The organism is Mycobacterium sp. C31M (genome assembly GCF_053345865.1).
Genome location: NZ_JBKFAX010000004.1, coordinates 265,573 through 290,163, shown reverse-complemented (window position 1 = coordinate 290,163; position 24,591 = coordinate 265,573). Strand labels below are relative to the sequence as shown.

Below are 24,591 nucleotides of genomic sequence, written 5' to 3'. Positions count from 1 at the left end.
CTGTACGTTATGCAGTACCGGCGGTATCGCGGTGAACGGTGCGCATCCGCCCGAGCCGCCACGAAGCCCGCGAAGTCATGATGAGATAGGCGTCACCATGAGTATCGAAAGCCCCTTTCCCCAGGTGCAGATTCCCACGTCAAGCGTCTACGACTACCTTTTCGCCGATATCGATCCGGCCGTGCTGGACGAGGTCGCGCTGCTCGACACCAAGTCGGGTACCCCCACCACCTACCGCGAGATGATCGCCCGTATCGACGCCTTCGCCGGCGCACTGGCCCAACGTAACCTCGGCCCGGGCGCGGTCGTCGGCCTGCTGGCACCCAACAGTGCGGCGTTCGCCGTCGCGTTCCATGGCATCCTGCGCGCCGGTGCCACCGCCACCACCATCAACGCGCTGTTCACCGCCAAGGACATCACCAAGCAGCTCACCGATTCCAAGGCCGCGATGCTGGTCACGATCTCGGCACTCAAGCCGCAGGCCGTCGAGGGTGCGGTCGGTGCGGGCCTCGATCCGTCGGCCGTCGTCGTGCTGGACGGCCCGGGCGCCGACGCCGACGGTCACCCCAACGCCGCCGATCTGCTCGGCCCCGGATATCCCGTTCCCGCAGTCGATTTCGACCCGGCGACCCATCTGGCGGTGCTGCCCTACAGCTCGGGCACCACCGGCAATCCCAAGGGCGTGATGCTGACCCATCACAACCTGGTGTCCAATGTCGCCCAGATCCGTCCGGTGCAGCGTATGGAAGCCGGCGACCGGGTGCTGGCCGTGCTGCCGTTCTTCCACATCTACGGCATGACGGTGCTGCTGAACGCCGCCCTGCACGCCCGCGCCCAGCTGGTCATCATGCCCAGCTTCGACCTGACCGAGTTCTTGTCCAATATCGCCGACCAGAAATGCACCCACGCGTTCATCGCGCCGCCGGTCGCGGTCGCCCTGGCCAAGCATCCGTTGGTCGACGAGTACGACCTGTCCTCGCTGCGCGGCATCATGTCGGGCGCGGCACCACTGGACGAGGAGTTGGGCAAGGCCGTGACGGCGCGGTTGGGCTGCCCACTGGTGCAGGGGTACGGGATGAGCGAGCTCAGCCCGGTCAGCCATATCACCCCGTTCGACGGCGGCCGGTCCGCCCTCGGCGCCACCGCGCCGATGGCGTCGTGCGGGTGGACGGTGCCCAATTCGGTGAGCAAGCTGATCGACCCGGCCTCCGGGGACGAGATCGGGCTGCCCGAATCCGGGTTGTCCGAGACCGGCGAGCTGTGGTTCAAGGGCCCCAACGTGATGGCCGGTTATCTGAACAACGAGGCCGCGACGGCGCAGACCATCGACGCCGACGGGTTCCTGCACACCGGCGACCTGGCCCGCGTCGACGCCACCGGCTGTGTGTTCATCGTCGACCGGCTCAAAGAACTGATCAAGTACAAGGGCTATCAGGTACCGCCCGCCGAACTGGAGGCCGTGCTGCTGAGCCACCCGGCGATCGCCGATGCCGCGGTGATCGGGGTGGTGGACACCGAATCCGGCGAGGAGGTGCCCAAAGCCTTCGTGGTGCGCCAACCCGATACCGACCTGGACGCCGACACCGTCATGGAGTTCGTCGCCGGCCAGGTCGCGGCGTACAAGAAGGTCCGTCAGGTGGCGTTCATCGATGTCATCCCGAAGTCGGCCTCGGGCAAGATCCTGCGCAAGGACCTACGGAGTCACTAGCTGTTGCACCGCGCGGGCGGCGCGCGCCTGGCGATAGCCGAGCGCCGCGCCGGCCGCCGGGATCAACAGCAGGCCCAGGATGCCGAACCACGAGGACATCGGCTGCCCGGGCCGCGGCGTCTCGGGTAGCCGCAGTATCGACTGGTCCATCTTGACGACGCGCGGTGCCGGACTCAGCGCCGCCGCAACGGGTTCCGGCACGATGTCGACCGGCGGCGTCGCCGGCGGTACGTCGATGATCACCAGTTGGGCCACCGGTGCGGTCACCTGCGGCAACGGGGACGGCGCCGGTTCGACGACGGCCACCGGTCGTTCGGGCATGTCGAACGTGGTGCCCGGCGGCGGATTCCACGGACTACGTTCGGAGCCGGCGCGGTCGGCGACGGCCGGCCGCGGCGGCCCCGACGAGGCAGGTTCGGCGGTATCGGTGGTGGCGGCGGCACTGGTCGCCTGCCGGTTCTCGGCGACGCTGGTGGCCTGCCGACTCTCCGTGGCACTCACTCGCGCACTCGCTGCGGGTGATTCACTCACCCACTCTTCCTCGGTGCCCTCGGTCCCCGATTCGGTGTCGGTATCGGTTTCGGCGACTGTGCGGCGGATATCCGGCGTGCTGTCCTGTTCGCCCCGACCGGTCCGTGGGTCACGGCTCTCGGCGCGGTCATCGCGACGGTCGTTCTCACGGTGGTTGTCGTGCTCACCGCGGCCGCGCTGGCCACTATCGCCGCGGCGATCGGATTGCGAGGAGTGCGAACCCCGATCCCCGCGATCCCCGCGGTCGGCGAGGGCATCGGCGGGTGAGCCCAGGAGCAGCGCAAAAGCGACCGTCGCTGTCGCTCCGGTCGTCAGTAAGCGTTTCGGTGTGCTCACAGTCTCCCCGCCGTCGGGTGCCCACTTTACCGCTCGTCAAACCTGAGTCGGGTGGACTGCTCAGATCGCGTCGGGATCGGTCTGCAGACCGTCGGCTGCCTTCTGCGCCAGACCGAGGGCGGTGCGTGCCCAGCCGTCGGTGGCACCGGCCAGACCGCAGGCCGGGGTGATGCCGACACGCTCACGCAGGACGGTGCGGGCAAAGCCCAACCGGTCGGTCACCGCGGCCGCCGCCGCGGCGACATGTTCGGGGACCCAGCGCCGATCCGGGGCGGCTGCGGGGACGACACCCAGCAGCACCGTCCGGCCGGATTCGATGAACTCCCCCACCCCGTCGAGGTCGGCCGCCTGCAGGGTCGACACGTCGACCGATATTGCCTGTAAAGCACTGCGCTGCAGCAGTTTCCACGGTAGTTCGGCAGCACAACTGTGCAGTGCGACAGCACCGCCGACCGCGCCGGCCACCTCGTCGAGCAGGGCGGCGGCCACCTGCTCGTCGACCGGATGCACCGGGGACAGACTGGTCACCCCGGTGAGCCGGCCGGCCAACGCCGCGGGCAACGAGGGCTCGTCGAGTTGTACGACGACCTCTGCATCGAGGCGCCGCGCCACCTCGGCGCGGTGCCCGGACAGTCCTTCGGCCAACGAGCCGGCCAGGTCACGCAACGCCCCGACGTCGGTGATGGCGCGGTGCCCGTTACCCAGCTCCAGCTGGGCAGCCAGCGTGATCGGCCCGGCGGCCTGCACCTTGACGGTGCGACCGCCACCGCGCAGACCGGCCTTCTCCCAGGCCTCCTCCAACGCGTCGAGGTCCTCGCCCAGCAGGCTGACCGCCCGACGCAGCACCGCGCTGCGACCGGGTGCCATCCGGTAGGCACGGGCGGCGGTGTCGAAGCCGATATCGACCAACAGCGCGCCGGTGCGACCGATCAGATCGGCCCCGACTCCACGCGCCGGCAGTTCGACCAGATGCGCCAGGGTGTGCAGTTCACCGACGACGATCTCGGCGGCTTGGTGCGCCGAGGTGCCCGGCCAGGAACCGATACCGGTGGCGGCGGCGAAAGCGCTCACGCGCGCGTGACGGTGGCGCTGGCGATGACCTCGTCACCGTGGGCATCCGGACGGTAGAGCACCATCGTCTGGCCCGGAGCCACCCCGCGCAGCGGTTCACGCAGATCGGCGACCAACCGGCCGTCCACCACCCGGACGACGGCCTCGGCCAGGCCGCCGTGGGCGCGCACCTGCACCACACCCTCGACCGGCCCGGTCGGGGCGGCACCGGCGGTGAACACCGGCTTGTCCCCGAGCAGTTCCCAGACATCGAGATCCTGCGCGGGACCCACCCGCACCGTGCCGGTGGCGGCGTCGATACCGGTGACATACCTGGGCTGTCCGTCCGGGCCGGGTCCGCCGATCCCGAGGCCCTTGCGCTGACCGATGGTGAACCCGTGCACGCCGTCGTGCTCGGCCAGCACCGCACCCCCGGCGTCGACGACCGCACCTGGCCGGATGCCGATCTTGGCGCCCAGGAAGGCGCGGGTGTCACCGGAGGGGATGAAGCAGATGTCGTGGCTGTCCGGCTTGTCCGCGGTGGCCAGTCCGCGCCGGGCCGCCTCGGCGCGGATCTCGGTCTTGGGGGTGTCCCCGATCGGGAACACCGCGTGCCGCAGCTGCTCGGAGGTCAACACCGCGAGCACATAGGACTGATCCTTGTCGGCGTCGACGGCGCGACGCAGTCGGCCATCGGCCAGCCGGGCGTAGTGCCCGGTCGCCACGGCGTCGAACCCGAGGGCCAACGCGCGCGCGGACAGAGCCGAGAACTTGATCGTCTCATTGCATTTCACGCACGGGTTGGGAGTCTCCCCGCGGGCGTAGGACTCGACGAAGTCGTCGATCACCTCGGCCTTGAACCGGTCGGCGAAATCCCAGACATAAAACGGGATGTCGAGGATATCGGCGACACGGCGGGCGTCGCCGGCATCCTCCTTGGAGCAACAGCCCCGCGATCCGGTGCGCAAGGTGCCCGGCGACGCGGACAGCGCCAGATGCACCCCGACGACATCGTGGCCGGCATCGACCATCCGGGCAGCGGCCACCGAGGAGTCCACGCCGCCGCTCATCGCGACCAAGACCCTCATCGTACGGTCCCCGCACTGGCCAATGCAGCCTGTCGGGCACGTTCCACGGCGGCGGGCAGCACCGCCAGGACGGTGTCGATATCAGTGTCGGTATTGGTGTGCCCCAGGGAGAGTCGCAGTGACCCGCGTGCGGCGGCCGGGTCGGCGCCCATCGCGATCAACACATGGGAGGGCTGGGCCACTCCGGCGGTGCAGGCCGAACCGGTGGAGCATTCGACACCCTTGGCGTCCAGCAGCATCAGCAGCGAATCGCCTTCGCAGCCACGGAAGGTGAAGTGCGCGTTGCCCGGTAGCCGGCGGTCGCCGTCGGCACCGTTGACGTCGACATCCTCGATGGCGGCCTGGACCCCGGCGATCAGACGGTCGCGCAGCGCGCGGATCCGGGACCCGGTCTCGGCGAGCTCTCCGATCGCGATGGCAGCGGCGGTGGCCATCGCCACGGCGGCGGCGACATCCGGTGTCCCCGAACGCACGTCACGTTCCTGGCCACCGCCGTGCAGAATCGGCACGCAGGCGGTGTCACGGCGCAATACCAGGGCTCCGACGCCGGTCGGACCGCCGAACTTGTGCGCCGCCACACTCATGGCCGACAGCCCGCTCGCAGCGAAGTCGACCGGGATGTGTGCCACCGCCTGGATCGCGTCGCTGTGGATCGGGATGTCGAATTCGGCTGCCACGGCGGCCAGGTCGGCGATCGGCAGGATGGTGCCGACCTCGTTGTTAGCCCACATCACCGAGACCAGCGCGATGTCGTCGTGCGCGGCCAGCACGGTGCGCAGATCCTCGGCAGATACCGACCCGTCGGCGTCGACAGGCAGCCAGCTCACCTCGGCGCCCTCGTGTTCGACGAGCCATTCGACGGCGTCGAGCACCGCGTGGTGCTCGACGGGGGTGGTGACGATCCTGCGCAGCTGCGGCGACGAATCGCGGCGGGCCCAGTAGATGCCCTTGATGGCCAGGTTGTCCGATTCGGTGCCCCCGGCGGTGAAGATGACCTCCGACGGACGAGCGCCCAGCAGACCTGCCAGCGTCTCGCGGGCCTCCTCCATCCGGCGCCGCGCGGCCCGGCCGGAGGTGTGCAACGAGGAGGCGTTGCCGACCGTCGCCAGCACGGCCGTCATCGCCTCGATGGCAGCGGGATGCATCGGGGTGGTGGCGGCGTGATCCAGGTAGACGGCGCTCATGGCCCATCAAGGATAGCCGCCGGGCCGGGTTGTCTAACGCATCGAGGTCAGGCAACCAGCGCATGGCCGTGGCCGACGGGTGCCCGGCGGGTTCCACGCACCGCGGTCTCGCACCGTGCCGCCAGTTCGCGCCGGTCCTCGCCGGGCAACTGCAGCGACTCGACCCGGACGTGCACGACGGTGCGCCGGGCGGTGACCAGCCGCCGGATCGAGTCCAGCAGCGTGTCCTCCCCGATATAGGCGGGCACCGTCGAGGGGCTGCCGTCGCGGTGGTGGTAGGTCAGGGCCAGTGGCTGCACCGGGCGTCCGGCGTCGATGGCGGCCTGGAACATCGCGGGCCGGAACGGTCCGTAGCCCAGCCCGCACCAGGTGGTGCCCTCCGGGAAGGCGACGACGGTCTGCCCGTTGCGTAGCCGGGCGGCGACGGCTCCGACAACGGCGGGCAGCCGGCGCAGGCTCTCCCGTTCGATCGGGATGACCTTCATGATCCGGGCCACAATTCCCAGTGCCGGCCAGTCGATCAGGTCGGCGCGGGCCACGAACGATCCGGGCAGCACCGCACCGATGGTGAAGATGTCCAGCCAGGACACATGCCCGCTGACCACCAGTACCCCACGCAGGTTGCGGATCGGGCCGCCCGACACGGTGATTCGGACACCGACACAGCGCAGCATCAGCCGGCAGTAGGCGCGTTGCAGGTGCGAGCGCCCGGGCAGCGGAACCGCGAGCAGTGGCACCGCGAGAAACAGCAGGACCGCGCCGGTGATGCGCAGTGTGCTGCGAGTCCAGATGGCCGGTCGCGACCCCAGCGGCGCGGCGCCGGCGGGCATGCAGGTGGCATCGCAGGAGGCTGTGGGCAGCCAGGCGTGTGTCATGAGCGATCCTCACCGTCGGTGGCCTGCGATACCGAGCGCAGCCGTTTGAGGTAGCGGACATCGGCCCGCCGTTTGTCCAGCAGCGCCGGGAAGTCACCGACACCGAAATCGGGGTCGTGTGCGGGTTCGCCGCAGACCTCGGCGCCCAGTCGCAGGTAGCCGCGCATCAGCGCGGGAACGCTCACCCGGGCCGGAGGGGTGATCTCGTCGAGGCCGCGGCCGTCGATGACCACCGGGCGGTAGGGCCGCACGGTCAACTCGGCGGGCCCGCCGTGGCGGCGCAATACGAAATCGCGTACCCCACGCAGCGTCCGGCCGGGCTCCTCGCCGGCCGGGTGCGTCGGGACCGACACACAGCCGGTCACGTAGTCATAACCGCAGCGGTCCAGGTAGGCCAGGATGCCGGCCCACATCAGCAGCACCACCCCGCCGTTGCGGTGGTCGGCGCGCACCACGGCGCGACCCATCTCCACCAGCGACGGCCGCAGCGCATCGAGGGCGCTGACGTCGAATTCGGTTGCCGTGTAGAGGCATCCGGCGGCGATGGCGCCAGGCGGCGGCAACATCCGATAGCAGCCGACCAGCTCGCAGGAGCCGTCCTCGCGGACCAGCAGGTGGTCGCAGAACTGGTCGAAGCGGTCGGCGTCGAGCCCGTCGGCCGCACCCGCAAGAGCGAATCCGGGCTCGGAGGTGAACACATCGTGGCGCAGTCGCTGGGCCGCCTCGATGTGCTCGGGATCGGTGGACAGCAACAGGGTGTAGCGCGGCGTCCCGGAGGCAGCCGCCTGATTGATGTCATCAGCCGGTATGAGTACAGATACGTCGCTCATACACAGCACGGTCGCGCCTGCGGGTCTCCGGGCGGCATCGGCTGCGTGACGTGTCCGTGCACGAAACATGAACACCGCGAGCAGTCCCCCAGAGGGAGGTGCCCCCAACAAAAGTGCCCCTTTTCGCGAGGAAAAGGGGCACTTTGTGTCTGCTCGCGCAGAGAAATTTAACCCTTGCGGGCCTTGACCGCCTCGGTCAGCTGCGGGGTGACCTTGAACAGGTCACCGACGATGCCGAGGTCGGCGATCTCGAAGATCGGGGCCTCTTCGTCCTTGTTGACCGCGATGATCGTCTTGGACGTCTGCATACCGGCGCGGTGCTGGATGGCGCCGGAGATGCCCAGGGCGATGTAGAGCTGCGGCGACACGGTCTTGCCGGTCTGGCCGACCTGGAACTGGCCGGCGTAGTAGCCGGAGTCCACGGCGGCACGCGAAGCGCCGACGGCGGCACCGAGCGAGTCGGCGAGCTCCTCGACGATCTTGAAGTTCTCCTCGCTGCCGACACCACGACCACCGGCGACCACGACACTGGCCTCGGTGAGCTCGGGGCGGTCGCCCGCGACGACCGGCTCGCGCGATGTGATCTTCGTCGCATTCTCGGCCTGGGCCGGAACCTCGACGGCGACGACCTCGCCGGCACCGTCGGCCGGGGCGGCCTCGACGGCACCCGGACGGACGGTGATCACCGGCAGTTCACCGGTGGCCTGGGCGTCGACGGTGAACGCGCCACCGAAGATGGAATGGACGCCTACTCCACCCTCTTTGATCTCGACGACGTCGACCAGCAGGCCCGAGCCCAGCCGTGCGGCCAGCCGGCCCGCGACCTCTTTGCCCTCGGCGCTGGCGGCGATGACGACGGCAGCCGGAGCGGCCGACTCGGTGAGCCCGGCCAGCACGTCGACCTTCGGGGTGACCAGGAAGCTGTCCACGTCGGCCGACTCGGCGACGTAGATCTTGGCCGCACCGGCGGCCTTGAGGCCGTCGGTCAGCGCGGCGGCGGTGCCTTCGGCGCCGATCACGACGGCCGACGGCTCGCCCAGAACACGGGCGGCGGTGATCAGTTCGGTGCTGACCTTCTTCAGTGCACCTTCGGCGTGCTCGACGAGCACGAGTACTTCAGCCATGAATATGTCCTTTTACGTGTGGATGAGGGATCGGCGACTAGATGAGCTTCTGGGCAACCAGGTACTCGGCGACCTTGGTGCCGCCGTCGCCCTCGTCGGTGACCTTCTCGCCCGCGGTCTTCGGTGGCTTCGGGGTCGACGACAGCACCTTGGTGCCGGCGTTGGCGACACCCACCTCGTCGGCCTCGACACCGATCTCGGCCAAGGTCAGGACGGTGACTTCCTTCTTCTTGGCGGCCATGATGCCCTTGAAGGACGGGAAGCGCGGCTCGTTGATCTTCTCGTTGACGCTGACCACGGCCGGCAGCGCGGCCTCCAGGCCGAAGACGCCCTCGTCGGTCTCGCGCTCGGCGGTCACCTTGCCGCCCTCGACGTTCAGCTTGCGCACGTGGGTCAGCTGCGGCAGGCCGAGGTATTCGGCGATGACGGCCGGGACCGCGCCACCGACGCCGTCGGTGGCCTCGTTACCGGCGATGACCAGCTCGGTGCCCTCGATGGTGCCCAGCGCGCGGGCCAGCGCCCACCCGGTCTGGACGACATCGGACCCGTGCAGGCCGTCGTCCTTGAGGTGCACGGCCTTGTCGGCGCCCATGGACAGCGCCTTGCGGATGGCCTCGGTGGCGCGCTCGGGGCCCGCGGTCAGCACGGTGACCGTGCTGTCGCCGCCCTCGCGCTCCTTGATGAGCAGCGCTTCTTCGACGGCGCGCTCGTTGATCTCGTCGAGCACGGCATCAGCCGCCTCGCGGTCGAGCGTGTAGTCACCGTCGGTGAGCTTGCGCTCCGACCAGGTGTCAGGGACCTGCTTGATCAGGACCACGATGTTCGTCATGAGTGTGGGTCGTCCTCCTCGATGAGGCCGTCTGCCGGCCTGGGCGTATCACGTTTCACGCAACGGCCACCAGGTTACTCGTCGGTAACTTGAGCGGCACGTAAGGACACCATAACTGGTCAATCGGCATCTCCCGACCGCACGGTCGGTCGGGCATCCGTTCGCGAACCGGCCATCACGGGTTAGCCTGCCTTCCAATGAGCACATTCGGTTCCGTCGACAGCACCGGCGCGGGGGACTCCCTGCCCCTGACCGGCGAGCGCACCATTCCCGGCCTGGCCGAGGAGAACTACTGGTTCCGCCGGCACGAGGTCGTATACCAGCACCTTGCCGATCGCTGCGCGGGTCGGGACGTCTTGGAAGCCGGCCCCGGCGAGGGGTACGGCGCCGATCTGATCGCCGGCGTCGCCCGCTCGGTCGTCGGCGTCGACTACGACGAACAGGCCGTCGCGCACATCCGTGCCAAGTACCCGCGCGTCCAGATGAACCTGGGAAATCTGGCCGAGCTGCCATTAGCCGATGGTTCGGTCGATGTGGTGGTCAACTTCCAGGTGATCGAGCACCTGTGGGATCAGGGCCAGTTCGTCGCCGAATGCGCGCGCGTGCTGCGCCCCGGCGGACAGCTGCTGATGTCCACCCCGAACCGGATCACCTTCTCCCCCGGCCGCGACACACCGCTGAACCCGTTCCACACCCGGGAGCTGAACGCCGCCGAACTGACCGAACTGCTCGAAGACGGCAGCTTCCGGGTCGAGTCCATGCTCGGGGTCTTCCACGGTGCCGGGCTGGCCGTCATCGACGCCCGGCACGGCGGCTCGATCATCGACGCACAGATCGCCCGTGCGGTCGCCGATGCGCCGTGGTCGGAGCAGCTGCTCGCCGATGTGGCCGCGGTGGGTGTCGACGATTTCGACCTGACCGATGCCCGCAACATCGATGACAGCCTCGATCTGGTGGCGATCGCGGTGCGAGGTGACTGAGTCGATTCCCCGGTCGCTGCGCTCCTGCCCGCCGGAGGTCACACCCGCACCGGGGATGTTCACCCTGGTGCTGCACACACATCTGCCATGGCTGGCCCATCACGGCCGCTGGCCGGTCGGCGAGGAATGGCTCTACCAGTCCTGGGCCGCCTGCTACCTGCCGCTGATGCGGGTGCTGAACACACTGGCCGCCGAGGGTCGCGGCCATCTGCTGACCCTGGGCATGACCCCGGTGGTCACCGCACAGCTCGACGATCCATACAGCCTGACCGGTATGCACCACTGGCTGGCCAACTGGCGGCTGCGGGCGCTGGAGGCGACCACCGTGCGCAGCGGCCCCGACAGCGGTTATGCCACCCCGGAAGCACTGCGCCAGTTCGGCATTCGTGAGGCCGCCACGGCTGAGGCGGCGCTCGACGATTTCACGACGCGGTGGTCTCATGGTGGCAGCCCGGTGCTGCGCCCGCTGGTCGAGGCGGGCACCATCGAACTGCTCGGCGGGCCGTTGGCGCATCCGTTCCAGCCGTTGCTCAATCCGCGCCTTCGCGAGTTCGCGCTGCGCGAGGGACTCGCCGACGCCCGGCACCGCATCGCGCACACCCCGCGGGGCATCTGGGCACCTGAGTGCGCCTACGCACCCGGTATGGAGATCGGTTATGCCGCAGCAGGTGTCGGCCACTTCATGGTCGACGGACCGTCGCTGCACGGCGACACCGCGCTCGGTCGCCCGGTCGGCGACAGCGATGTGGTGGCGTTCGGCCGCGACCTGCAGGTCAGCTACCGGGTGTGGTCACCGAAATCCGGCTACCCTGGCCACGCCGCCTACCGCGACTTCCACACCTATGACCATCTGACCGGACTCAAGCCCGCCCGGGTCACCGGTCGCAATGTGGCCTCTGAAGCCAAGGCGCCGTATGACCCGGAACGCGCCTCGGCCGCCATCGACGTGCACGTCGCGGACTTTGTCGACGTGGTGCGGCGCCGGCTGATCGGCGAGTCCGAGCGCATCGGCCGACCGGCACATGTGGTGGCCGCCTTCGACACCGAACTGTTCGGGCATTGGTGGTATGAGGGTCCGCAATGGTTGGAGCGACTGCTGCGCGCCCTGCCCGCCGCCGGGATCCGGGTCGGCACCCTCTCCGATGCGATCGCCGACGGTTTTGTCGGCAGCCCGGTCGAATTGCCGGCCAGCTCTTGGGGTTCCGGCAAGGACTGGCAGGTGTGGAACGGTGAGAAGGTGGCCGATCTGGTGCGGCTCAACGCCGAGGTGGTCGACACCGCACTGGCCGCGGTCGACAAGGCGATGATGCATCCGCAGGCGGGCGGCCGCGATCTGGTCGCCGATCAGATCCTGCGGGAGACGCTGCTGACGGTGTCCAGCGACTGGCCCTTCATGGTCAGCAAGGATTCCGCGGCCGAGTACGCCCGCTACCGCGCACACCTGCACGCCCATGCCACCCGGGAGATCAGCGCCGCGCTGGCCTCGGGTCGCCGACCCCAGGCCGAACGGTTGGCGCACGACTGGAACCGCGCCGACGGACTGTTCGGCGCACTGGACGCCAGGAGGCTTCCGCGATGAGCGCTTGCGCGAAAATCATGAGGCCACCGATGAGCGCTTGCGCGAAGCGCATGAGGCCACCGATGAGCGCTTGCGCGAAGAGCAGAGGACATCGATGAAGATCCTGATGGTGTCCTGGGAGTACCCGCCGGTGATCATCGGCGGCCTGGGCCGGCACGTGCACCACCTGGCCACCGAATTGGTCGCCGCCGGACACGAAGTGGTGGTGCTGGCCCGCCGACCCACCGGTACCGACCCGAGCACTCACCCGTCGACCGACGAGGTGAGCGAGGGGGTGCGCGTCATCGCCGCAGCCCAGGACCCGCACGAGTTCACCTTCGGCACCGACATGATGGCCTGGACGATGGCCATGGGGCATGCAATGGTGCGCGCCGGCCTGACCCTGCGGGACTGGCAGCCCGACCTGGTGCACGCACACGACTGGCTGGTCGCGCATCCTGCCATCGCGTTGGCCGAATTCTTCGACGTGCCTTTGGTTTCCACCATCCACGCCACCGAGGCGGGCCGGCATTCCGGCTGGGTGTCGGGTGCGGTCAGCCGTCAGGTGCACGCCCTGGAATCCTGGCTGGTGCACGAATCCGATTCGCTGATCACCTGTTCGGCGTCGATGCGCGAGGAGATCACCGCGCTGTTCGGCCCCGGGCTGGCCGAGACCACCGTCATCCCCAACGGAATCGACACCGACGGTTGGCCGTTCGCCCCGCGGCGCGCCCATGACGGTCCGTCGGAGCTGCTGTACTTCGGCCGACTGGAGTACGAGAAGGGTGTGCACGACGCGATCGCGGCACTGCCGCGCATCCGTAAGTCCCATCCCGGTACCACGTTGACCATCGCCGGCGACGGCACCCAATTGGACTTCCTCACCGAGCAGGCCCGTAAGCACAAGGTGCTCAAAGCCACGAAGTTCATCGGTCGAGTCGACCATCAGGGACTGGTGAACCTTCTGCATCGCGCCGACGCCGCGGTGCTGCCGTCACACTATGAGCCGTTCGGGATCGTCGCCCTGGAGGCCGCGGCCACCGGCATACCGCTGGTCACCTCCAACGTCGGCGGCCTGGGCGAGGCGGTGATCGACGGGGTCACCGGGGTCTCCTGTCCCCCGCGCAATGTCGCCGCGCTGGCCGCCGCCGCCCGCCGGGTCCTCGACGATCCGGCGGCCGCCCAGCAGCGGGCCGTCACCGCCCGCGACCGGCTGACCGACTTCTCGTGGCCGACGGTCGCCGACCACACCGCCCAGGTGTATCTGGCCGCCAAACGCGCCGAACGCCAGCCCCAGCCGCGTCGGCTCATCGTCGAACGGCCGCTGCCCGACTACGGCTGATCACCCCTGCCGAAACCCGCGTACCCGGGGCATTTGCGCGCGCCGTAACCCCGGGTACGCGAGTTTCGCCGAATCTCACGCAACCCTTGACAAATAATTTTGTCAATGCAGACTCGGGGCATGGTCGAGGTTGAGGTGATCACCGACCCCGCGGCGGCGTCGTGCGTGCTCGATCCGGTGCGCGCCAAGCTGCTGGCCGAACTGACCGAACCCGCATCCGCGGCGACGTTGGCGGCGCGGGTCGGACTGACACGTCAGAAGGTCAACTACCACCTGCACGCGTTGGAACGGCACCAGCTGGTCTCGGTGGCCGAGGAGCGGCCCTGGGGTGGCCTCACCGAGCGGCTGCTCATCGCCAGCGCGGCGTCCTATGTGGTGTCGCCCAGTGCGTTGGGTGATGTCGCCGCCGACCCGGGCAAGGCCAACGACCGGCTGTCCGCCGGTTATCTCATCGCTCTGGCCGCGCGGGTGGTGCGCGAGGTCGGCGAACTGTGGGTCACCGCGCGCCGCTGCGACAAGCGACTGGCCACGCTGTGCATCGACACGGCGATCGGTTTCCGGTCCCCGGCGGAGCGGGCGGCGTTCACCCGGGACCTCTCCGAGGCGGTCGCCACGCTGGCGGCCCGCTACCACCACGACGGCGGCAGCCGAGCGCACCGGCTGATCATCGCCTCCTACCCGATGCCCGCCGAGAAGCAAGGAGCATGACATGCCCGTGAATCACGAAGACGGCAAACGCTGGGTCGAGATGAGCCTGGTGGTGCCCGGCACCCCCGAACAGGTATGGCAGGCGATCGCCACCGGCGCCGGCAACACCAGCTGGTTCACCAACACCGAGATCAACGAGAAGCTGGGCGGGACAATTCGATTCGACTTCGGCCCGAACGGCAGCTCACAGGGCGAGATCACCGAATGGGATCCCCCGCAGCGCCTCGGTTATGTCGAGAAGGACTGGTGCGGTGACGCTCCGCCGGTGGCCACCGAGATCACCGTCACCGGCCGGTCCGGGGACCGGTGTGTCATCCGGATGGTACACTCGCTGTTCACCGACGCCGAGGACTGGGATGACGAGATCGAGGGGTTCGAGACCGGCTGGCCCGGCCACTTCGCGGTGCTGCAGACCTACCTGGCGCACTTCGTCGGTCAGCCGGCGGTGACGTTCCACGTCGCGGCCACCGCCGACCTGCCCCAACCCGAGGTGTGGAAACGGCTGCTGGCCGCGTTCGACCTCGGGGACGGTCAGGTGGGCGCCACCGGAGCCGGGCAGGCAACCGTCGAGCGGGTGAGCCAGGACCCGGCGCAGCGCTATCTGGTGGCGCGCCTGGCTGCCGGGACCGTCATGCTCGGCACCTGCGCGCCCGGCGGCCGGACGTCAGCCGGGGTCAACGCCTTCTTCTACGGTGCCGACGCGGCCCAGCGCGCCGCGGACACCCAGCCGGCGTGGCAGCGACTGCTCGACGACGCGCTGGCCTGAGAACCTAGCGCGCGGCCTTCTTGCGTTCGATATCAGCCAGGTCGGCCGCCAGCTTGGCCCGCTCGGCCGCCGATGCATCCCAGGCCACCTTGCGGTTCTTGACGACCTTGGCCGGCGAGCCGACCGCGATCGAGAAGTCCGGGATCTCACCCTTGACGACCGCATGCGCACCCAGCACGCAGCCGCGGCCCACCGACGTCCCGCGCAACACCGACACCTTGGCGGCCACCCAGGTGTCCGGGCCGATCCGGACCGGGCTCTTGACGATGCCCTGATCCTTGATCGGCAGTTCCAGGCTGTCCATCTTGTGGTCGAAATCGCAGACGTAGCACCAGTCGGCCATCAGCACCGAGTCACCGAGTTCGATGTCCAGGTAGGTGTTGATGACGTTGTCGCGGCCCAGCACCACCTTGTCGCCGATGCGCAGCGACCCCTCGTGGCAACGGATGGTGTTCTTGTCGCCGATGTGCACCCAGCGGCCGATCTCCATGGTGGACAGCTCCGGGGTGGCCTCGATCTCCACGCCCTTGCCCAGGAAGACCATGCCCCGGGTGATGATGTGCGGGTTGCGCAGCTTGAACTTCAGTAGCCGCCAGTAGCGCACCAGGTACCACGGTGTGTACGCCTTGTTCGCCAGCACCCACTGCAGCGATTCGCGGGTCAGGAACCGCGCCTGACGCGGATCGCCCAGGCGCGAACCGCGCCACCTCTTGTGCAACGGCGCACCCCACATCGTCGTCATGGCCGGTCAGCCTACCCATACCGGTGACGGGCTAGTCTCGGGACTCGATGCCTGCTCTCCGAAGATCTGCGCGCCGGCTTGCCGCCGTTGTGGGGGCGACCGCCATGGTCGTCTCAGCCTGCGGAAACACCGACTCGTGGGTCCAGGCCCACGCGTCGGACGGCTGGTCGGCCCAGTACGCCGACGCCGCCAACACCAGCTATAGCCCGGTCGACGGCGCCGAGGCGCTGCGCGCGGACTGGGAGCGGTCGGTCAAGGGCGAACTCGGCGCCCAGGTCGCGCTCGGCTCCGGTAACTACCTCGCGGTCAACGGCCAGACCCCCGCAGGCTGCTCATTGATGGTCTGGGAGACCGACAACAACGCCCGGCAACGCTGGTGCACACGACTGTGGCAGGGTGGCGGATTCGCGAGCCCGCTGTTCGACGGCTTCGACAACGTCTACATCGGCCAGCCGGGCGCGGTGATGTCCTATCCCCCGACGCAGTGGATTCGGTGGCGACAGCCGGTCATCGGGATGCCCATGACGCCACGGCTTCTCGACCCCGGGCACCTGCTGGTGTTCACCCACCTCGGCCAGGTGCTGGTCTTCGACGCGCACCGCGGCACCGTCATCGGCACCCCGCTGGACCTGATCGCCGGCGTCGACCCCACCGATTCCGAACGCGGCCTCGACGATTGTGCCGCGGCGCGCAGCGGCTGCCCGGTCTCGGCGGCACCGGCCTTCAACGCCGAGTCCGGAATCCTGGTGGCCGGGCTGTGGGAGCCCGACGCCGAGGCTCCGGTCCTGATGGGACTGCGCTACCGCGCCGACCAGACCCCGTCACTGACCCAGGAGTGGACCAGCGACGCCGTCGGGGGCGGCCCGATCGCCAGCCCGGTGCTCTCCGCCGACGGGACGGTCGCCTACGTCAACGGTCGCGACGGTCGGCTGTGGGCCGTCGACACCACTAGCGGCAACGCCAAATGGTCGGTGGCACTGGACTTTCAGCCGCTCACCCCACCCTCGGTGACACCGCGAGGTGACATCATCGTCGGCGGCGGACCCGGGGCGCAGCTCGTCGGCGTCACCGCCGACGGCGAGATCGCCTGGAGCCACGGCGATATCGAACCGCTGTCCACCTCGAGCCTGGCCGGGATGCGCATCGGCTACACCGTCGTCCGTGACGGTGAGCGCGGTCAGGCACTGCTGGTGTTCGACAGCTCCGACGGCCGTGAGATCAACCGCTACCCGCTACCGGAGGCGACCGGATTCCCGGTCGGGGTGTCGGTGGGGCACGACCGACGGGTCGTCACCGCCACCAGTGACGGCCAGGTCTTCGGGTTCGCTCCCGCTTAGGCCAGGAGCGGGGCCAACGTCGCACGCGGCACCGAAACCTGCACGGCGCCTGCCGATTCCGGCAGCAGCTCGCCCTGGCTGAAGAAGAAGATGACTGCGTCCTCGGTGATGGCGAAGTTCTGGTAGTTGACCGGGTCCAGACCGGCCTCCGGCAGCACCGGATCGGGCATGCCGGACTGCTTGGCCAGCTCGGCCTGGACCACCGGGAAGATCACCGGCAGCGCGTCGACACCCTCACGGAACAGGTTCTCGAACGTGATGGGCTTGCGGTAGGCCTGATCCCAGCTGAACGACTTGTAGAACGTCTGCGGATGCGCCCCACCGATGTTCTGGTAGGTGGTGAACACGATCGACTGGGTGCCCCGCGGCGGTACCGCCGAGCTGTACTGGATCGCCGTGGTGTCCAGCTCGTAGGGCATCCCGCGGAAGTCCGGCGATTTCGCGACGTTGAGGAAGCCGTCACGGGTCTGCTTGACGTACTCGATGACGGGTTTGGCATCCGGGAAGGTGGCCGGGAAGCTGATGTTCAGGTTGTAGGCCGGGTCGGACTGGGTGATGGTGCAGAGATTGTCGGCGCTCAGCACGCCGTCCACATCGCTGCACGTGGGTGGCGCGGCCGACGCGCCCGGTGCACCCGCGAGCCCCAGCAGGGCGGTGGTGGCTGCGGCCAGCACGGTGACGGCCAACGGGGGTACGCGCATTTTTGTCCGATCCTCCGGAGAACAGGGCGGTACAGGCACCGCTGCGATCAAGATTACCTGTGGCGCTATCGCGACGGCCGACAAATGAATGCCACCGCCCGGCTCGCCGCACCGGTACCGATGCGGGCGATGACGACCGACAGCGCCTGACCGCCCCGCAGCTTGAGACGCCGCCGCAACACATCGGGGTCCACGTCGACCCCGCGGACCAGGATCTCGACGGCACCGCCGTCGCGGGCCACCAGTTCCCGGCGCAGCCGTTTCTCGTCGAAGCCGACCTGGGCCAGTACCTCGAATCCGCGCACCCCGGCCGGCAGTTCGGCGCCGGACAGATAGGCGATATCGGGGTCCAGCTGCCACAGCCCGTGCCGGGTGGCGTACTGGCGGACCAGACCGGCCCGCACCACCGCACCATCGGGGTCGACGATCCATCGCCCGGCCGGCGCGACGGTGCAGTCTTCCGCGTCGGCGTCGGTGTACTCCTCGGCGCGGTCCAGCACGGTGGCGCGACGCCGGACATCGCTGAGCCCGGGTGACCACAGGCAGGCCTCGCGCACACTGCCGCCCAGTGAGGTCACCGCGATCTCACCGGCGAAGCCCAGCCGCGCCAGCTGATCGAAGTCGATACCGGGTGCGCATTTCACCACCAGATCCCGGTCGCGGTACACCTCCAGCAGCGAGTCCAGTGCCGGGGCATACGCCCGCGGATCGAAGCGGCGCCGTCCGCCGGCGCGCCGGCCCGGATCGGCGACCACCACGGTATCCCGGGTCACCGGGACCAGCGCATCGGCCCGGACCACCTCGACCCCGGCAACGTTGTTGCGCGCCATGGCAAGTCGCACCGGGTCCAGATCGCTGCCCAACACCGACGCCGCCCGCGGCGCCAGGGCCGCCAGTTCGGCGCCGACCGAACACGTCACATCGTGGACGCGGCGCCCGGACAATCGGTGCGCGCGGTGCACCGCGACCGGTTCGGCGGTCGCCTGTTGCAGGGCGTCATCGGTGAACAGCCAGGACGCCGGATCGGCGAACTTGGCCTGGGCGCGGCGGCGCAGCAGCGTGGTCTCCACCAGCACGGCGGTGCGGTCACCGAAACTGTTTCGCACCGAGGCGATATCGGCCACCCGGCCGGCATCACTCAATGCCAGGCAGGCCACCTCGGCCAGCGCCGCGCGACCGGCGTCACCGCGCAGATAGTCGACATCGTCGACGGTCCAGGCTAGGACGGCTTGACCCCGGTGACCATCACGTTGTAGAACCAGGCCTTCGGCACCACCTTGCGCCAGACGTTGGCGTCCACCCAGCTCAGCGTGGTCCAGCTGTTGAAGGCGAATTTCGCCCAGCCCCAACCCAATCGGCCCGCCGGAACGGAGGCCTCGAAGGTGCGGATCGGCCAGCCGAGCATGGCGGCGGTGAATTCCTCGCTGGCGGTGGCGACCTCGACGGCACCGGCGTTGGTGGCCATCCGCTCCAGATCCTGCGGATCGAAGGTATGCAGGTCCACCACGGCCTCCAGCGCCGCGGCGCGCGAGGACTCGTCGAGCTCCTCCTGCGGGCGCCGCCAGCTCTCCAGACCGGGCAGCTTGGTGATGTTGGTCGACAGATGCCAGGTCAGCGTGGACAGATTGCGCGCGTAGACGTTGCCGGCGCTGGTCGGCTCACCGGCGAAGACGAACCGGCCGCCCGGCTTGAGGATGCGCACCACCTCGCGCAGCGACTTCTCCACATCGGGAATGTGGTGCAGCACGGCGTGGCCGACCACCAGGTCGAAGGTGTTGTCCTCGTAGGGGATGCCCTCGGCGTCGGCGACCCGACCGTCGATGTCCAGGCCCAGCCCCTGACCGTTGCGGGTGGCGACCTTGACCATGCCCGGGGACAGGTCGGTCACCGAACCACGCCGGGCCACCCCGGCCTGGATCAGGTTGAGCAGGAAGAACCCGGTACCGCAGCCCAGTTCCAGCGCCCGGTCGTAGGGCAGCTCGCGCTGCACGTCCTCGGGCACGATGGCGTCGAAGCGCCCACGGGCGTAGTCGATGCACCGCTGGTCATAGGAGATCGACCACTTGTCGTCGTAGGTCTCGGCTTCCCAGTCGTGGTAGAGGATCTGCGCCAGCTTGGTGTCCTTCAGCGCCGCCTCGACCTGTTCGGCGGTGGCGTGCGGGTTGGGAGCCGGGTCTTCTTCGGCGGAACTCCCGGCGGGCGTGTGGTCCGTGCTCGTCATACCGGCACTCTAACGGCCGACGGTTGCTCCGAAGACCCCGACGTATCCGGCAACCCCGTCACCAGCGCCGTCGATCATGGCTTTTGCCGCGGCCAGCACGTTGGCGGGCATCTCGGCATGCGGGCGGGCCCAGGCCAGCGCGGCGTCGTACACACCGTCGGGGGCCACCATCTCGTCGATCAGTCCCAGCGCCAGGGCCTCCTGCGCACCGACGAACCGGCCGCTGAACACCAGATCCTTGGCCCGCGCCGCGCCGACGGCGCGCACCAGCCGGTCGGTGCCCGCAGCGGGCAGCAGCCCGGCCAGCACCTCGGTGACGCCGACCTTTATGTTGTCCCCGGCCACCCGCCAGTCCGCCGCCAGCGCCAACGCCAGGCCCGAGCCGAGCGCATATCCGGTGACGGCGGCGACCGTCGGCTGCGGGATGGCGGCGACGGCGTCCAGCGCCGCGCGGCACGCGACGGTGACGCTCTCGGCATCGGCGGCATCCAAGCGGCGTAGCGCCGAGATGTCGTCACCGGCACTGAACACCTCGTGCCCGCCGAACAGGATGACGCTGGACACCGATGTATCGGCGCCCAGCTCGCCGGCGACCTGCGCGATCTCGCGGTACATCTGCCGGGTCAGCGCGTTGGTGGGTGGCCGGGACAGCACCAGGGTGCCGATCGCGTCGGTCACCACCGATGAGACGAATTCCGTCATGTCGTCCCGTACCCGTCGGGTGCGCGACGATTGCGGGCCTCGTTGTAGCGCGCGCCGTCGAAAAACTCGATATCCCAGTCGCCGGTCCCCTTGTCCGCGGTCAGGCTCGGCTCCATCGCCACGATGCGGCGCTCGGTGGCCAGCACGTCGGCCACCGTGCGGCCGTTGACCGAATCCAGCTGCGACCAGGTCGGTGGCAGCAGGAACGAGCGGCCGTCGGCAAACTCGTCGAGGGCGGCCTGCGGGGTGGACCAGAACGCGCGGTCGCTTTCGGTGTTGTCGCCGTCGGCGCGCTGGCCGTCCGGGATGGCGCCGACGAAGAAGTAAGTGTCGTAACGGCGGGTGCGCTCCTCCTTGGGGGTCACCCAGTTTGCCCAGGGCCGCAGCAGATCGGCGCGAAGGACCAGTTTCTCGGCGCGCAGGAAGTCTGCGAAGGACAGCGAGTTGTTGGCCAGGGCCGCCCGCTGCTCTCGGTACACCGAGGCATCGTCGACCAGGACGTCGGAGTCGTCGGCCGCACCGGCGAACAGCACCCCGGATTCCTCGAAGGTTTCCCGTGCCGCGGCGCACACCAGCGCCTCGGCGAGGTCGACGTGGACGTTGAGCCGCTGTGCCCACCAATCCGGCCCGGGTCCATACCAGTCGATCCCGGTTCCGCGATCGCGGTCGTCGACACCGCCGCCGGGAAACACCATCACCCCGGCGACGAAGTCCATCGCCGAATGCCTGCGCATCAGGAAGATCTCCAGTGATTCCGGCGTGCCCTGATCGCGCAGCAGCATCACGGTCGACGCGGGCCGTGGCACCAGCGGGTCTGTCATTGCGCACGTCTCCTGTGTGCCGCGCGGTTGCGGGTCCGCCGCGCGAAGTACCGACCGTCGATGAGTTCGAGCGTGATCGACTGCCCGAACGCCCGCGACAGATTCTCCGATGTCAGCACATCGGTCAACAGTCCGGACCCGATCACACTGCCCTCCGAGAGCAGCAGGCAGTGGCTGAAGCCCGGCGGGATCTCCTCGACGTGATGGGTCACCAGCACCAGGGCCGGTGCATCCGGGTCGGCGGCCAGATCAGCCAGCCGGCCCACCAACTCCTCGCGACCACCGAGGTCCAGCCCGGCGGCGGGTTCGTCGAGCAGCAGTAGTTCGGGGTCGGTCATCAGCGAGCGGGCGATCAGCACCCGTTTGCGCTCACCCTCGCTCAAGGTGCCGTAGCTGCGTTCGGCCAGATGCTCGGCGCCCAGGCTCTCCAGCATGTCGACGGCCTGCTCGTAGTCGACCTCGTCGTATCGCTCCCGCCAGCGGCCGAGCACCGAATAGCCGGCCGACACGACCAGATCGCGCACGATCTCGTCATCGGGAATCCGTTGGCTCAGCGCCGAACTGCTCAACCCCACCCGCGAGCGCAGCTCGTTCATATCGGTGCGGCCGAGCCGCTCACCGAGCACGAACGCGGTGCCCGAGGACGGATGGTCGATCGCCGCGGCGATGCGCAGCAGCGAGGTCTTCCCTGCACCGTTGGGGCCGATCACCACCCAGCGCTCGTCGAGTTCGACGGCCCAGTTGATGGGGCCCACCAGGGTTTTGCCACCGCGGCGCAGGGTGACCTTGGCGAAGTCGATCAGCAGGTCGGGGTCTGCAACGGGCTCGTCTGCTGGCACCCGCCCATCGTAGTGTCGGCGGGTTCGGCGACTCGGGTGCGCCCCGCTCGCGTGGGCGCGCCGAAATCGTGAAACAGCAGTCGGCGAGGCATGAATCGCAGCATCAGTTGCACCAGCGGCCCGATTCCGAAGGCGTACACCACTGTGCCGATGCCGACGGTGCCACCGAGCAGGAAGCCCGCGGTGAGCACCGTCACCTCGATGCCGGTGCGGATGACCCGGACCGAGCGGCCGGTCCGGGCCACCAGACCGGTCATCAATCCGTCACGGGGTCCGGGCCCCAGCCCGGCGCCGATGTAGAGCACCGTGCTGACCGCGTTGAGCAACACCGCACCGAGCATCATGGCGACCCGCACCCTGATGTCCTGCGGCGCGGGCAGCAGGGCGATACCCAGGTCGACGGTCACCGCGATGACGATGACGTTGGCGACCGTCCCGATCCCGGGCCGGTTACGCAGCGGGATCCAGGCCAGCAGCACCACGATGCCGACGAGTGCCGACGCGGTCCCGATCGTCATCCCGGTGTGCCGGGCCAGGCCTTGATGAAAGACATCCCAGGGGTCCAGTCCGAGGCCGGCCTGCACCATCATGGCCATCGAGAAGCCGTACCCGGATAGTCCGACCAGCAGGAGTGCGGCGCGGGTGAAGGCCCGGGTCATGCGTGGTCGGGGAAACGCGCGCGGATCGCGTCGAGCTCGTTGCGCATCCGGCGGGCATCGGCACTGTCCGGGTCACTGGCCCGGTGCCGGTCATATGGTCCCGACCGCCGGTACTTCCCCGCCATCCGAGACATCCAGTTTTCTCTCATGAACCGATAATCCAGTCATTTTGGCTTGCACATCAATAGCCAGTTGACGGAGACTGGCTCTTATGTCCATCGATATGGGTGCCAGATCACTGGATGTGGACCTACTGGCTCGCGAACTCGGCAACTGGCGCACTTCCAGTCTGACCGGGCCGGCCTATCTGGGTCTGGCCGACGCGGTCCGGTTGCTCATCGTCGACGGCCGCATCCCCGTCGGCGCCCGGCTGCCCAGCGAGCGCGCCCTTGCCGATGTGCTGCGGGTGTCGCGAACCACCGTGACCGCCGCCTTCACCGCACTGCGCGACGACGGCTATCTCCATGCCCGCCGCGGAGCCCGCAGCACCGCAGCCCTGCCGCAGCGCCCCGTCACGCCCACCGATCCGACGGCCCCGTCGGTCAGCCTGGCCGCCGCCGCACTGTCGGCACCGAGTGCGGCGGTGCTGGAGGCGTTTTCTGACGCGGCCCGCAATATCACGCCGTATCTGGCCGAACCCGGTCACGAGCTGACCGGGGTGTGCGCGCTGCGCACCGCCGTCGCCGACCGCTACACCGCACGCGGCCTACCCACCGAGGCCGGCCAGATCATGATCACCAGCGGCGCCCAGCACGCCATCGGCCTGATCCTGGCCGCGTTCACCCAGCCCGGTGACCGGGTACTGGTCGAGCAGCCGACGTATCACGGTGCGCTGTCGGCGATCTCGACCTCCGGTGCACGGGCGGTACCCGTGTCGCTCAACGAACAGGGCTGGGAACTGGACGCCGTACACGCCGCCATCCGGCAGCTGGCCCCGAGCCTGGCCTATTTCATCCCGGACAATCACAACCCGACCGGGTTCACCATGTCGTCCACCGACCGAAACAGGTTGGGCCACATCATCTCCGAGACCCGTACCCGCACCATCGTCGACGAGTCGATCATGGACATGTGGGTCGACGACGCACCGCCGGAACCGCTGGCTGCCGCGGTACCGAACCGTCGTGATCTGGTGCTCACCGTGGGGTCGATGTCCAAATCGTTCTGGGGCGGCCTGCGAATCGGCTGGATCCGCGCCGAACCCGCCACCCTGGCCACCATCGCGGCCATCCGCTCGGCGGTCGATCTGGGCACCCCGATTCTCGAACAGCTCACGGCGGCAAGGCTTCTGCAGATCCGCGATGACGTACTGCCCGAACGCCGCGAGCTGCTGCGGGTGCGGCGAGCGTTCCTGGTCGACCTGCTGGCCCGCGAGCTACCCGAGTGGCGGCCCGGTCCCGGTCGCGGCGGGATGTCGCTGTGGGTGCAACTGCCCGCGCCGATGAGCACCGCGCTGTCGGCCTCGGCATCGCGGCTGGGACTCGATCTGCCCGCCGGTCCCCGCTTCGGCGTCGACGGCACGCTCGAGCGGTTCATCCGGGTGCCCTATGCGCTCCCGGAGCCGCAGCTGGAGGCCGCCGTCGATCTGATGGCCCGGGCGTGGCACTCGATCACCGGGGTGACGGTCGCCCCGGAAACCCACGCGGTTGTGGTGTAGCCG

General features: G+C 69.1%; 25 protein-coding genes. 8 read left to right on the top strand and 17 right to left on the bottom strand.

From position 1 onward, the window contains the following. Nucleotides 1-97: 97 nt before the first annotated feature. Nucleotides 98-1,708: an AMP-binding protein gene (locus ACLBYA_RS08485; RefSeq protein WP_447708938.1), complete on the top strand. Its 1,611-nt coding sequence runs from the start codon at nucleotides 98-100 to the stop codon at nucleotides 1,706-1,708. On the opposite strand, the gene ACLBYA_RS08480 is transcribed toward ACLBYA_RS08485, so the two are convergent. The 8 genes from ACLBYA_RS08480 to ACLBYA_RS08445 form a co-directional block, all read right to left on the bottom strand. After that, nucleotides 1,694-2,575, bottom strand: a complete 882-nt coding sequence (locus tag ACLBYA_RS08480) for a hypothetical protein (protein WP_447708937.1) — start codon at nucleotides 2,573-2,575, stop codon at nucleotides 1,694-1,696. The two genes, ACLBYA_RS08485 and ACLBYA_RS08480, sit on opposite strands and share 15 nt — an antisense overlap. 60 nt (nucleotides 2,576-2,635) lie before the next feature. Further along, entirely contained in the window at nucleotides 2,636-3,646 is a 1,011-nt protein-coding gene (locus ACLBYA_RS08475; protein ID WP_447708936.1) for a methionine synthase, read from the bottom strand. Beyond that, entirely contained in the window at nucleotides 3,643-4,713 is a 1,071-nt protein-coding gene (gene mnmA, locus ACLBYA_RS08470) for a tRNA 2-thiouridine(34) synthase MnmA (protein ID WP_447708935.1), read from the bottom strand. The genes ACLBYA_RS08475 and mnmA overlap by 4 nt, the downstream gene beginning before the upstream one ends. After that, nucleotides 4,710-5,897, bottom strand: a complete 1,188-nt coding sequence (locus ACLBYA_RS08465) for a cysteine desulfurase family protein (protein WP_447708934.1) — start codon at nucleotides 5,895-5,897, stop codon at nucleotides 4,710-4,712. Before ACLBYA_RS08465 ends, mnmA begins: the two co-directional genes overlap by 4 nt. A gap of 47 nt (nucleotides 5,898-5,944) precedes the next feature. Continuing rightward, nucleotides 5,945-6,772: a lysophospholipid acyltransferase family protein gene (locus ACLBYA_RS08460; RefSeq protein ID WP_447708933.1), complete on the bottom strand. Its 828-nt coding sequence runs from the start codon at nucleotides 6,770-6,772 to the stop codon at nucleotides 5,945-5,947. Beyond that, entirely contained in the window at nucleotides 6,769-7,602 is an 834-nt protein-coding gene (locus ACLBYA_RS08455; protein WP_447708932.1) for a GNAT family N-acetyltransferase, read from the bottom strand. Before ACLBYA_RS08455 ends, ACLBYA_RS08460 begins: the two co-directional genes overlap by 4 nt. A 167-nt stretch (nucleotides 7,603-7,769) precedes the next feature. Then, the gene (locus ACLBYA_RS08450) at nucleotides 7,770-8,726 is read right to left on the bottom strand and encodes an electron transfer flavoprotein subunit alpha/FixB family protein (protein WP_447708931.1); all 957 of its coding nucleotides are present in this window, start codon (nucleotides 8,724-8,726) and stop codon (nucleotides 7,770-7,772) included. A gap of 37 nt (nucleotides 8,727-8,763) precedes the next feature. Next, nucleotides 8,764-9,555, bottom strand: coding sequence for an electron transfer flavoprotein subunit beta/FixA family protein (locus tag ACLBYA_RS08445; RefSeq protein WP_447708930.1), 792 nt, complete (start codon nucleotides 9,553-9,555; stop codon nucleotides 8,764-8,766). Between the two features lie 197 nt (nucleotides 9,556-9,752). Here ACLBYA_RS08445 and ACLBYA_RS08440 point away from each other — a divergent pair, with 197 nt between their 5' ends. The 5 genes from ACLBYA_RS08440 (at nucleotide 9,753) to ACLBYA_RS08420 (ending at nucleotide 14,909) form a co-directional block, all read left to right on the top strand. Beyond that, nucleotides 9,753-10,535: a class I SAM-dependent methyltransferase gene (locus tag ACLBYA_RS08440; protein WP_447708929.1), complete on the top strand. Its 783-nt coding sequence runs from the start codon at nucleotides 9,753-9,755 to the stop codon at nucleotides 10,533-10,535. Between the two features lie 55 nt (nucleotides 10,536-10,590). Then, nucleotides 10,591-12,114 carry a 1,4-alpha-glucan branching protein domain-containing protein gene (locus ACLBYA_RS08435; RefSeq protein ID WP_447709075.1) on the top strand — a complete coding sequence of 508 codons (1,524 nt, stop codon included), beginning with the start codon at nucleotides 10,591-10,593 and terminating at the stop codon, nucleotides 12,112-12,114. A 94-nt stretch (nucleotides 12,115-12,208) separates the two neighbouring features. Continuing rightward, nucleotides 12,209-13,435: a glycosyltransferase family 4 protein gene (locus tag ACLBYA_RS08430; RefSeq protein ID WP_447709074.1), complete on the top strand. Its 1,227-nt coding sequence runs from the start codon at nucleotides 12,209-12,211 to the stop codon at nucleotides 13,433-13,435. A gap of 120 nt (nucleotides 13,436-13,555) precedes the next feature. Further along, a complete protein-coding gene (locus ACLBYA_RS08425; protein ID WP_447708928.1) occupies nucleotides 13,556-14,143 on the top strand; it encodes an ArsR/SmtB family transcription factor in 588 nt (195 codons plus the stop codon). Nucleotide 14,144: 1 nt separating this feature from the next. Further along, nucleotides 14,145-14,909, top strand: a complete 765-nt coding sequence (locus ACLBYA_RS08420) for an SRPBCC family protein (RefSeq protein WP_447708927.1) — start codon at nucleotides 14,145-14,147, stop codon at nucleotides 14,907-14,909. 4 nt (nucleotides 14,910-14,913) lie between these two features. Here ACLBYA_RS08420 and ACLBYA_RS08415 read toward each other — a convergent pair whose 3' ends face one another. Continuing rightward, the gene (locus ACLBYA_RS08415) at nucleotides 14,914-15,651 is read right to left on the bottom strand and encodes an acyltransferase (RefSeq protein WP_447708926.1); all 738 of its coding nucleotides are present in this window, start codon (nucleotides 15,649-15,651) and stop codon (nucleotides 14,914-14,916) included. Between the two features lie 104 nt (nucleotides 15,652-15,755). Between ACLBYA_RS08415 and ACLBYA_RS08410 the strand changes: the two genes are divergently transcribed. Beyond that, complete coding sequence (locus ACLBYA_RS08410) at nucleotides 15,756-16,988, top strand: outer membrane protein assembly factor BamB family protein (RefSeq protein ID WP_447708925.1); 1,233 nt, start codon at nucleotides 15,756-15,758, stop codon at nucleotides 16,986-16,988. On the opposite strand, the gene ACLBYA_RS08405 is transcribed toward ACLBYA_RS08410, so the two are convergent. The 8 genes from ACLBYA_RS08405 to ACLBYA_RS08370 form a co-directional block, all read right to left on the bottom strand. After that, the gene (locus ACLBYA_RS08405) at nucleotides 16,985-17,689 is read right to left on the bottom strand and encodes an esterase (protein ID WP_447708924.1); all 705 of its coding nucleotides are present in this window, start codon (nucleotides 17,687-17,689) and stop codon (nucleotides 16,985-16,987) included. The genes ACLBYA_RS08410 and ACLBYA_RS08405 overlap by 4 nt on opposite strands. 65 nt (nucleotides 17,690-17,754) lie before the next feature. After that, complete coding sequence (locus ACLBYA_RS08400) at nucleotides 17,755-18,951, bottom strand: THUMP-like domain-containing protein (protein WP_447709073.1); 1,197 nt, start codon at nucleotides 18,949-18,951, stop codon at nucleotides 17,755-17,757. Next, nucleotides 18,909-19,910: a class I SAM-dependent methyltransferase gene (locus tag ACLBYA_RS08395; RefSeq protein WP_447708923.1), complete on the bottom strand. Its 1,002-nt coding sequence runs from the start codon at nucleotides 19,908-19,910 to the stop codon at nucleotides 18,909-18,911. Before ACLBYA_RS08395 ends, ACLBYA_RS08400 begins: the two co-directional genes overlap by 43 nt. A 9-nt stretch (nucleotides 19,911-19,919) precedes the next feature. Next, entirely contained in the window at nucleotides 19,920-20,612 is a 693-nt protein-coding gene (locus ACLBYA_RS08390) for an enoyl-CoA hydratase-related protein (protein ID WP_447708922.1), read from the bottom strand. Beyond that, a complete protein-coding gene (locus ACLBYA_RS08385; RefSeq protein ID WP_447708921.1) occupies nucleotides 20,609-21,433 on the bottom strand; it encodes an NUDIX hydrolase in 825 nt (274 codons plus the stop codon). Before ACLBYA_RS08385 ends, ACLBYA_RS08390 begins: the two co-directional genes overlap by 4 nt. Next, nucleotides 21,430-22,272 (bottom strand): ABC transporter ATP-binding protein, encoded by an 843-nt coding sequence (locus ACLBYA_RS08380; RefSeq protein WP_447708920.1) that lies wholly within the window; start codon nucleotides 22,270-22,272, stop codon nucleotides 21,430-21,432. The genes ACLBYA_RS08385 and ACLBYA_RS08380 overlap by 4 nt, the downstream gene beginning before the upstream one ends. Next, nucleotides 22,233-22,931: a membrane protein YczE gene (yczE, locus tag ACLBYA_RS08375; RefSeq protein WP_447708919.1), complete on the bottom strand. Its 699-nt coding sequence runs from the start codon at nucleotides 22,929-22,931 to the stop codon at nucleotides 22,233-22,235. The genes ACLBYA_RS08380 and yczE overlap by 40 nt, the downstream gene beginning before the upstream one ends. Next, nucleotides 22,928-23,080, bottom strand: coding sequence for a hypothetical protein (locus ACLBYA_RS08370; protein ID WP_447708918.1), 153 nt, complete (start codon nucleotides 23,078-23,080; stop codon nucleotides 22,928-22,930). Before ACLBYA_RS08370 ends, yczE begins: the two co-directional genes overlap by 4 nt. Before the next feature lie 62 nt (nucleotides 23,081-23,142). Between ACLBYA_RS08370 and yczR the strand changes: the two genes are divergently transcribed. Beyond that, nucleotides 23,143-24,588, top strand: a complete 1,446-nt coding sequence (gene yczR / locus ACLBYA_RS08365) for a MocR-like transcription factor YczR (protein ID WP_447708917.1) — start codon at nucleotides 23,143-23,145, stop codon at nucleotides 24,586-24,588. Nucleotides 24,589-24,591: the final 3 nt, after the last annotated feature.

Coding starts and splice junctions, on each gene's coding strand:
- ACLBYA_RS08485 (WP_447708938.1), top strand. CDS start 98: ATGAGTATCGAAAGCCCCTTTCCCCAGGTGCAGATTCCCACGTCAAGC.
- mnmA (WP_447708935.1), bottom strand. CDS start 4,713: ATGAGGGTCTTGGTCGCGATGAGCGGCGGCGTGGACTCCTCGGTGGCC.
- ACLBYA_RS08465 (WP_447708934.1), bottom strand. CDS start 5,897: ATGAGCGCCGTCTACCTGGATCACGCCGCCACCACCCCGATGCATCCC.
- ACLBYA_RS08460 (WP_447708933.1), bottom strand. CDS start 6,772: ATGACACACGCCTGGCTGCCCACAGCCTCCTGCGATGCCACCTGCATG.
- ACLBYA_RS08455 (WP_447708932.1), bottom strand. CDS start 7,602: ATGAGCGACGTATCTGTACTCATACCGGCTGATGACATCAATCAGGCG.
- ACLBYA_RS08450 (WP_447708931.1), bottom strand. CDS start 8,726: ATGGCTGAAGTACTCGTGCTCGTCGAGCACGCCGAAGGTGCACTGAAG.
- ACLBYA_RS08445 (WP_447708930.1), bottom strand. CDS start 9,555: ATGACGAACATCGTGGTCCTGATCAAGCAGGTCCCTGACACCTGGTCG.
- ACLBYA_RS08440 (WP_447708929.1), top strand. CDS start 9,753: ATGAGCACATTCGGTTCCGTCGACAGCACCGGCGCGGGGGACTCCCTG.
- ACLBYA_RS08435 (WP_447709075.1), top strand. CDS start 10,591: ATGTTCACCCTGGTGCTGCACACACATCTGCCATGGCTGGCCCATCAC.
- ACLBYA_RS08430 (WP_447709074.1), top strand. CDS start 12,209: ATGAAGATCCTGATGGTGTCCTGGGAGTACCCGCCGGTGATCATCGGC.
- ACLBYA_RS08425 (WP_447708928.1), top strand. CDS start 13,556: ATGGTCGAGGTTGAGGTGATCACCGACCCCGCGGCGGCGTCGTGCGTG.
- ACLBYA_RS08420 (WP_447708927.1), top strand. CDS start 14,145: ATGCCCGTGAATCACGAAGACGGCAAACGCTGGGTCGAGATGAGCCTG.
- ACLBYA_RS08415 (WP_447708926.1), bottom strand. CDS start 15,651: ATGACGACGATGTGGGGTGCGCCGTTGCACAAGAGGTGGCGCGGTTCG.
- ACLBYA_RS08410 (WP_447708925.1), top strand. CDS start 15,756: ATGGTCGTCTCAGCCTGCGGAAACACCGACTCGTGGGTCCAGGCCCAC.
- ACLBYA_RS08405 (WP_447708924.1), bottom strand. CDS start 17,689: ATGCGCGTACCCCCGTTGGCCGTCACCGTGCTGGCCGCAGCCACCACC.
- ACLBYA_RS08395 (WP_447708923.1), bottom strand. CDS start 19,910: ATGACGAGCACGGACCACACGCCCGCCGGGAGTTCCGCCGAAGAAGAC.
- ACLBYA_RS08390 (WP_447708922.1), bottom strand. CDS start 20,612: ATGACGGAATTCGTCTCATCGGTGGTGACCGACGCGATCGGCACCCTG.
- ACLBYA_RS08385 (WP_447708921.1), bottom strand. CDS start 21,433: ATGACAGACCCGCTGGTGCCACGGCCCGCGTCGACCGTGATGCTGCTG.
- yczE (WP_447708919.1), bottom strand. CDS start 22,931: ATGACCCGGGCCTTCACCCGCGCCGCACTCCTGCTGGTCGGACTATCC.
- ACLBYA_RS08370 (WP_447708918.1), bottom strand. CDS start 23,080: ATGAGAGAAAACTGGATGTCTCGGATGGCGGGGAAGTACCGGCGGTCG.
- yczR (WP_447708917.1), top strand. CDS start 23,143: ATGTCCATCGATATGGGTGCCAGATCACTGGATGTGGACCTACTGGCT.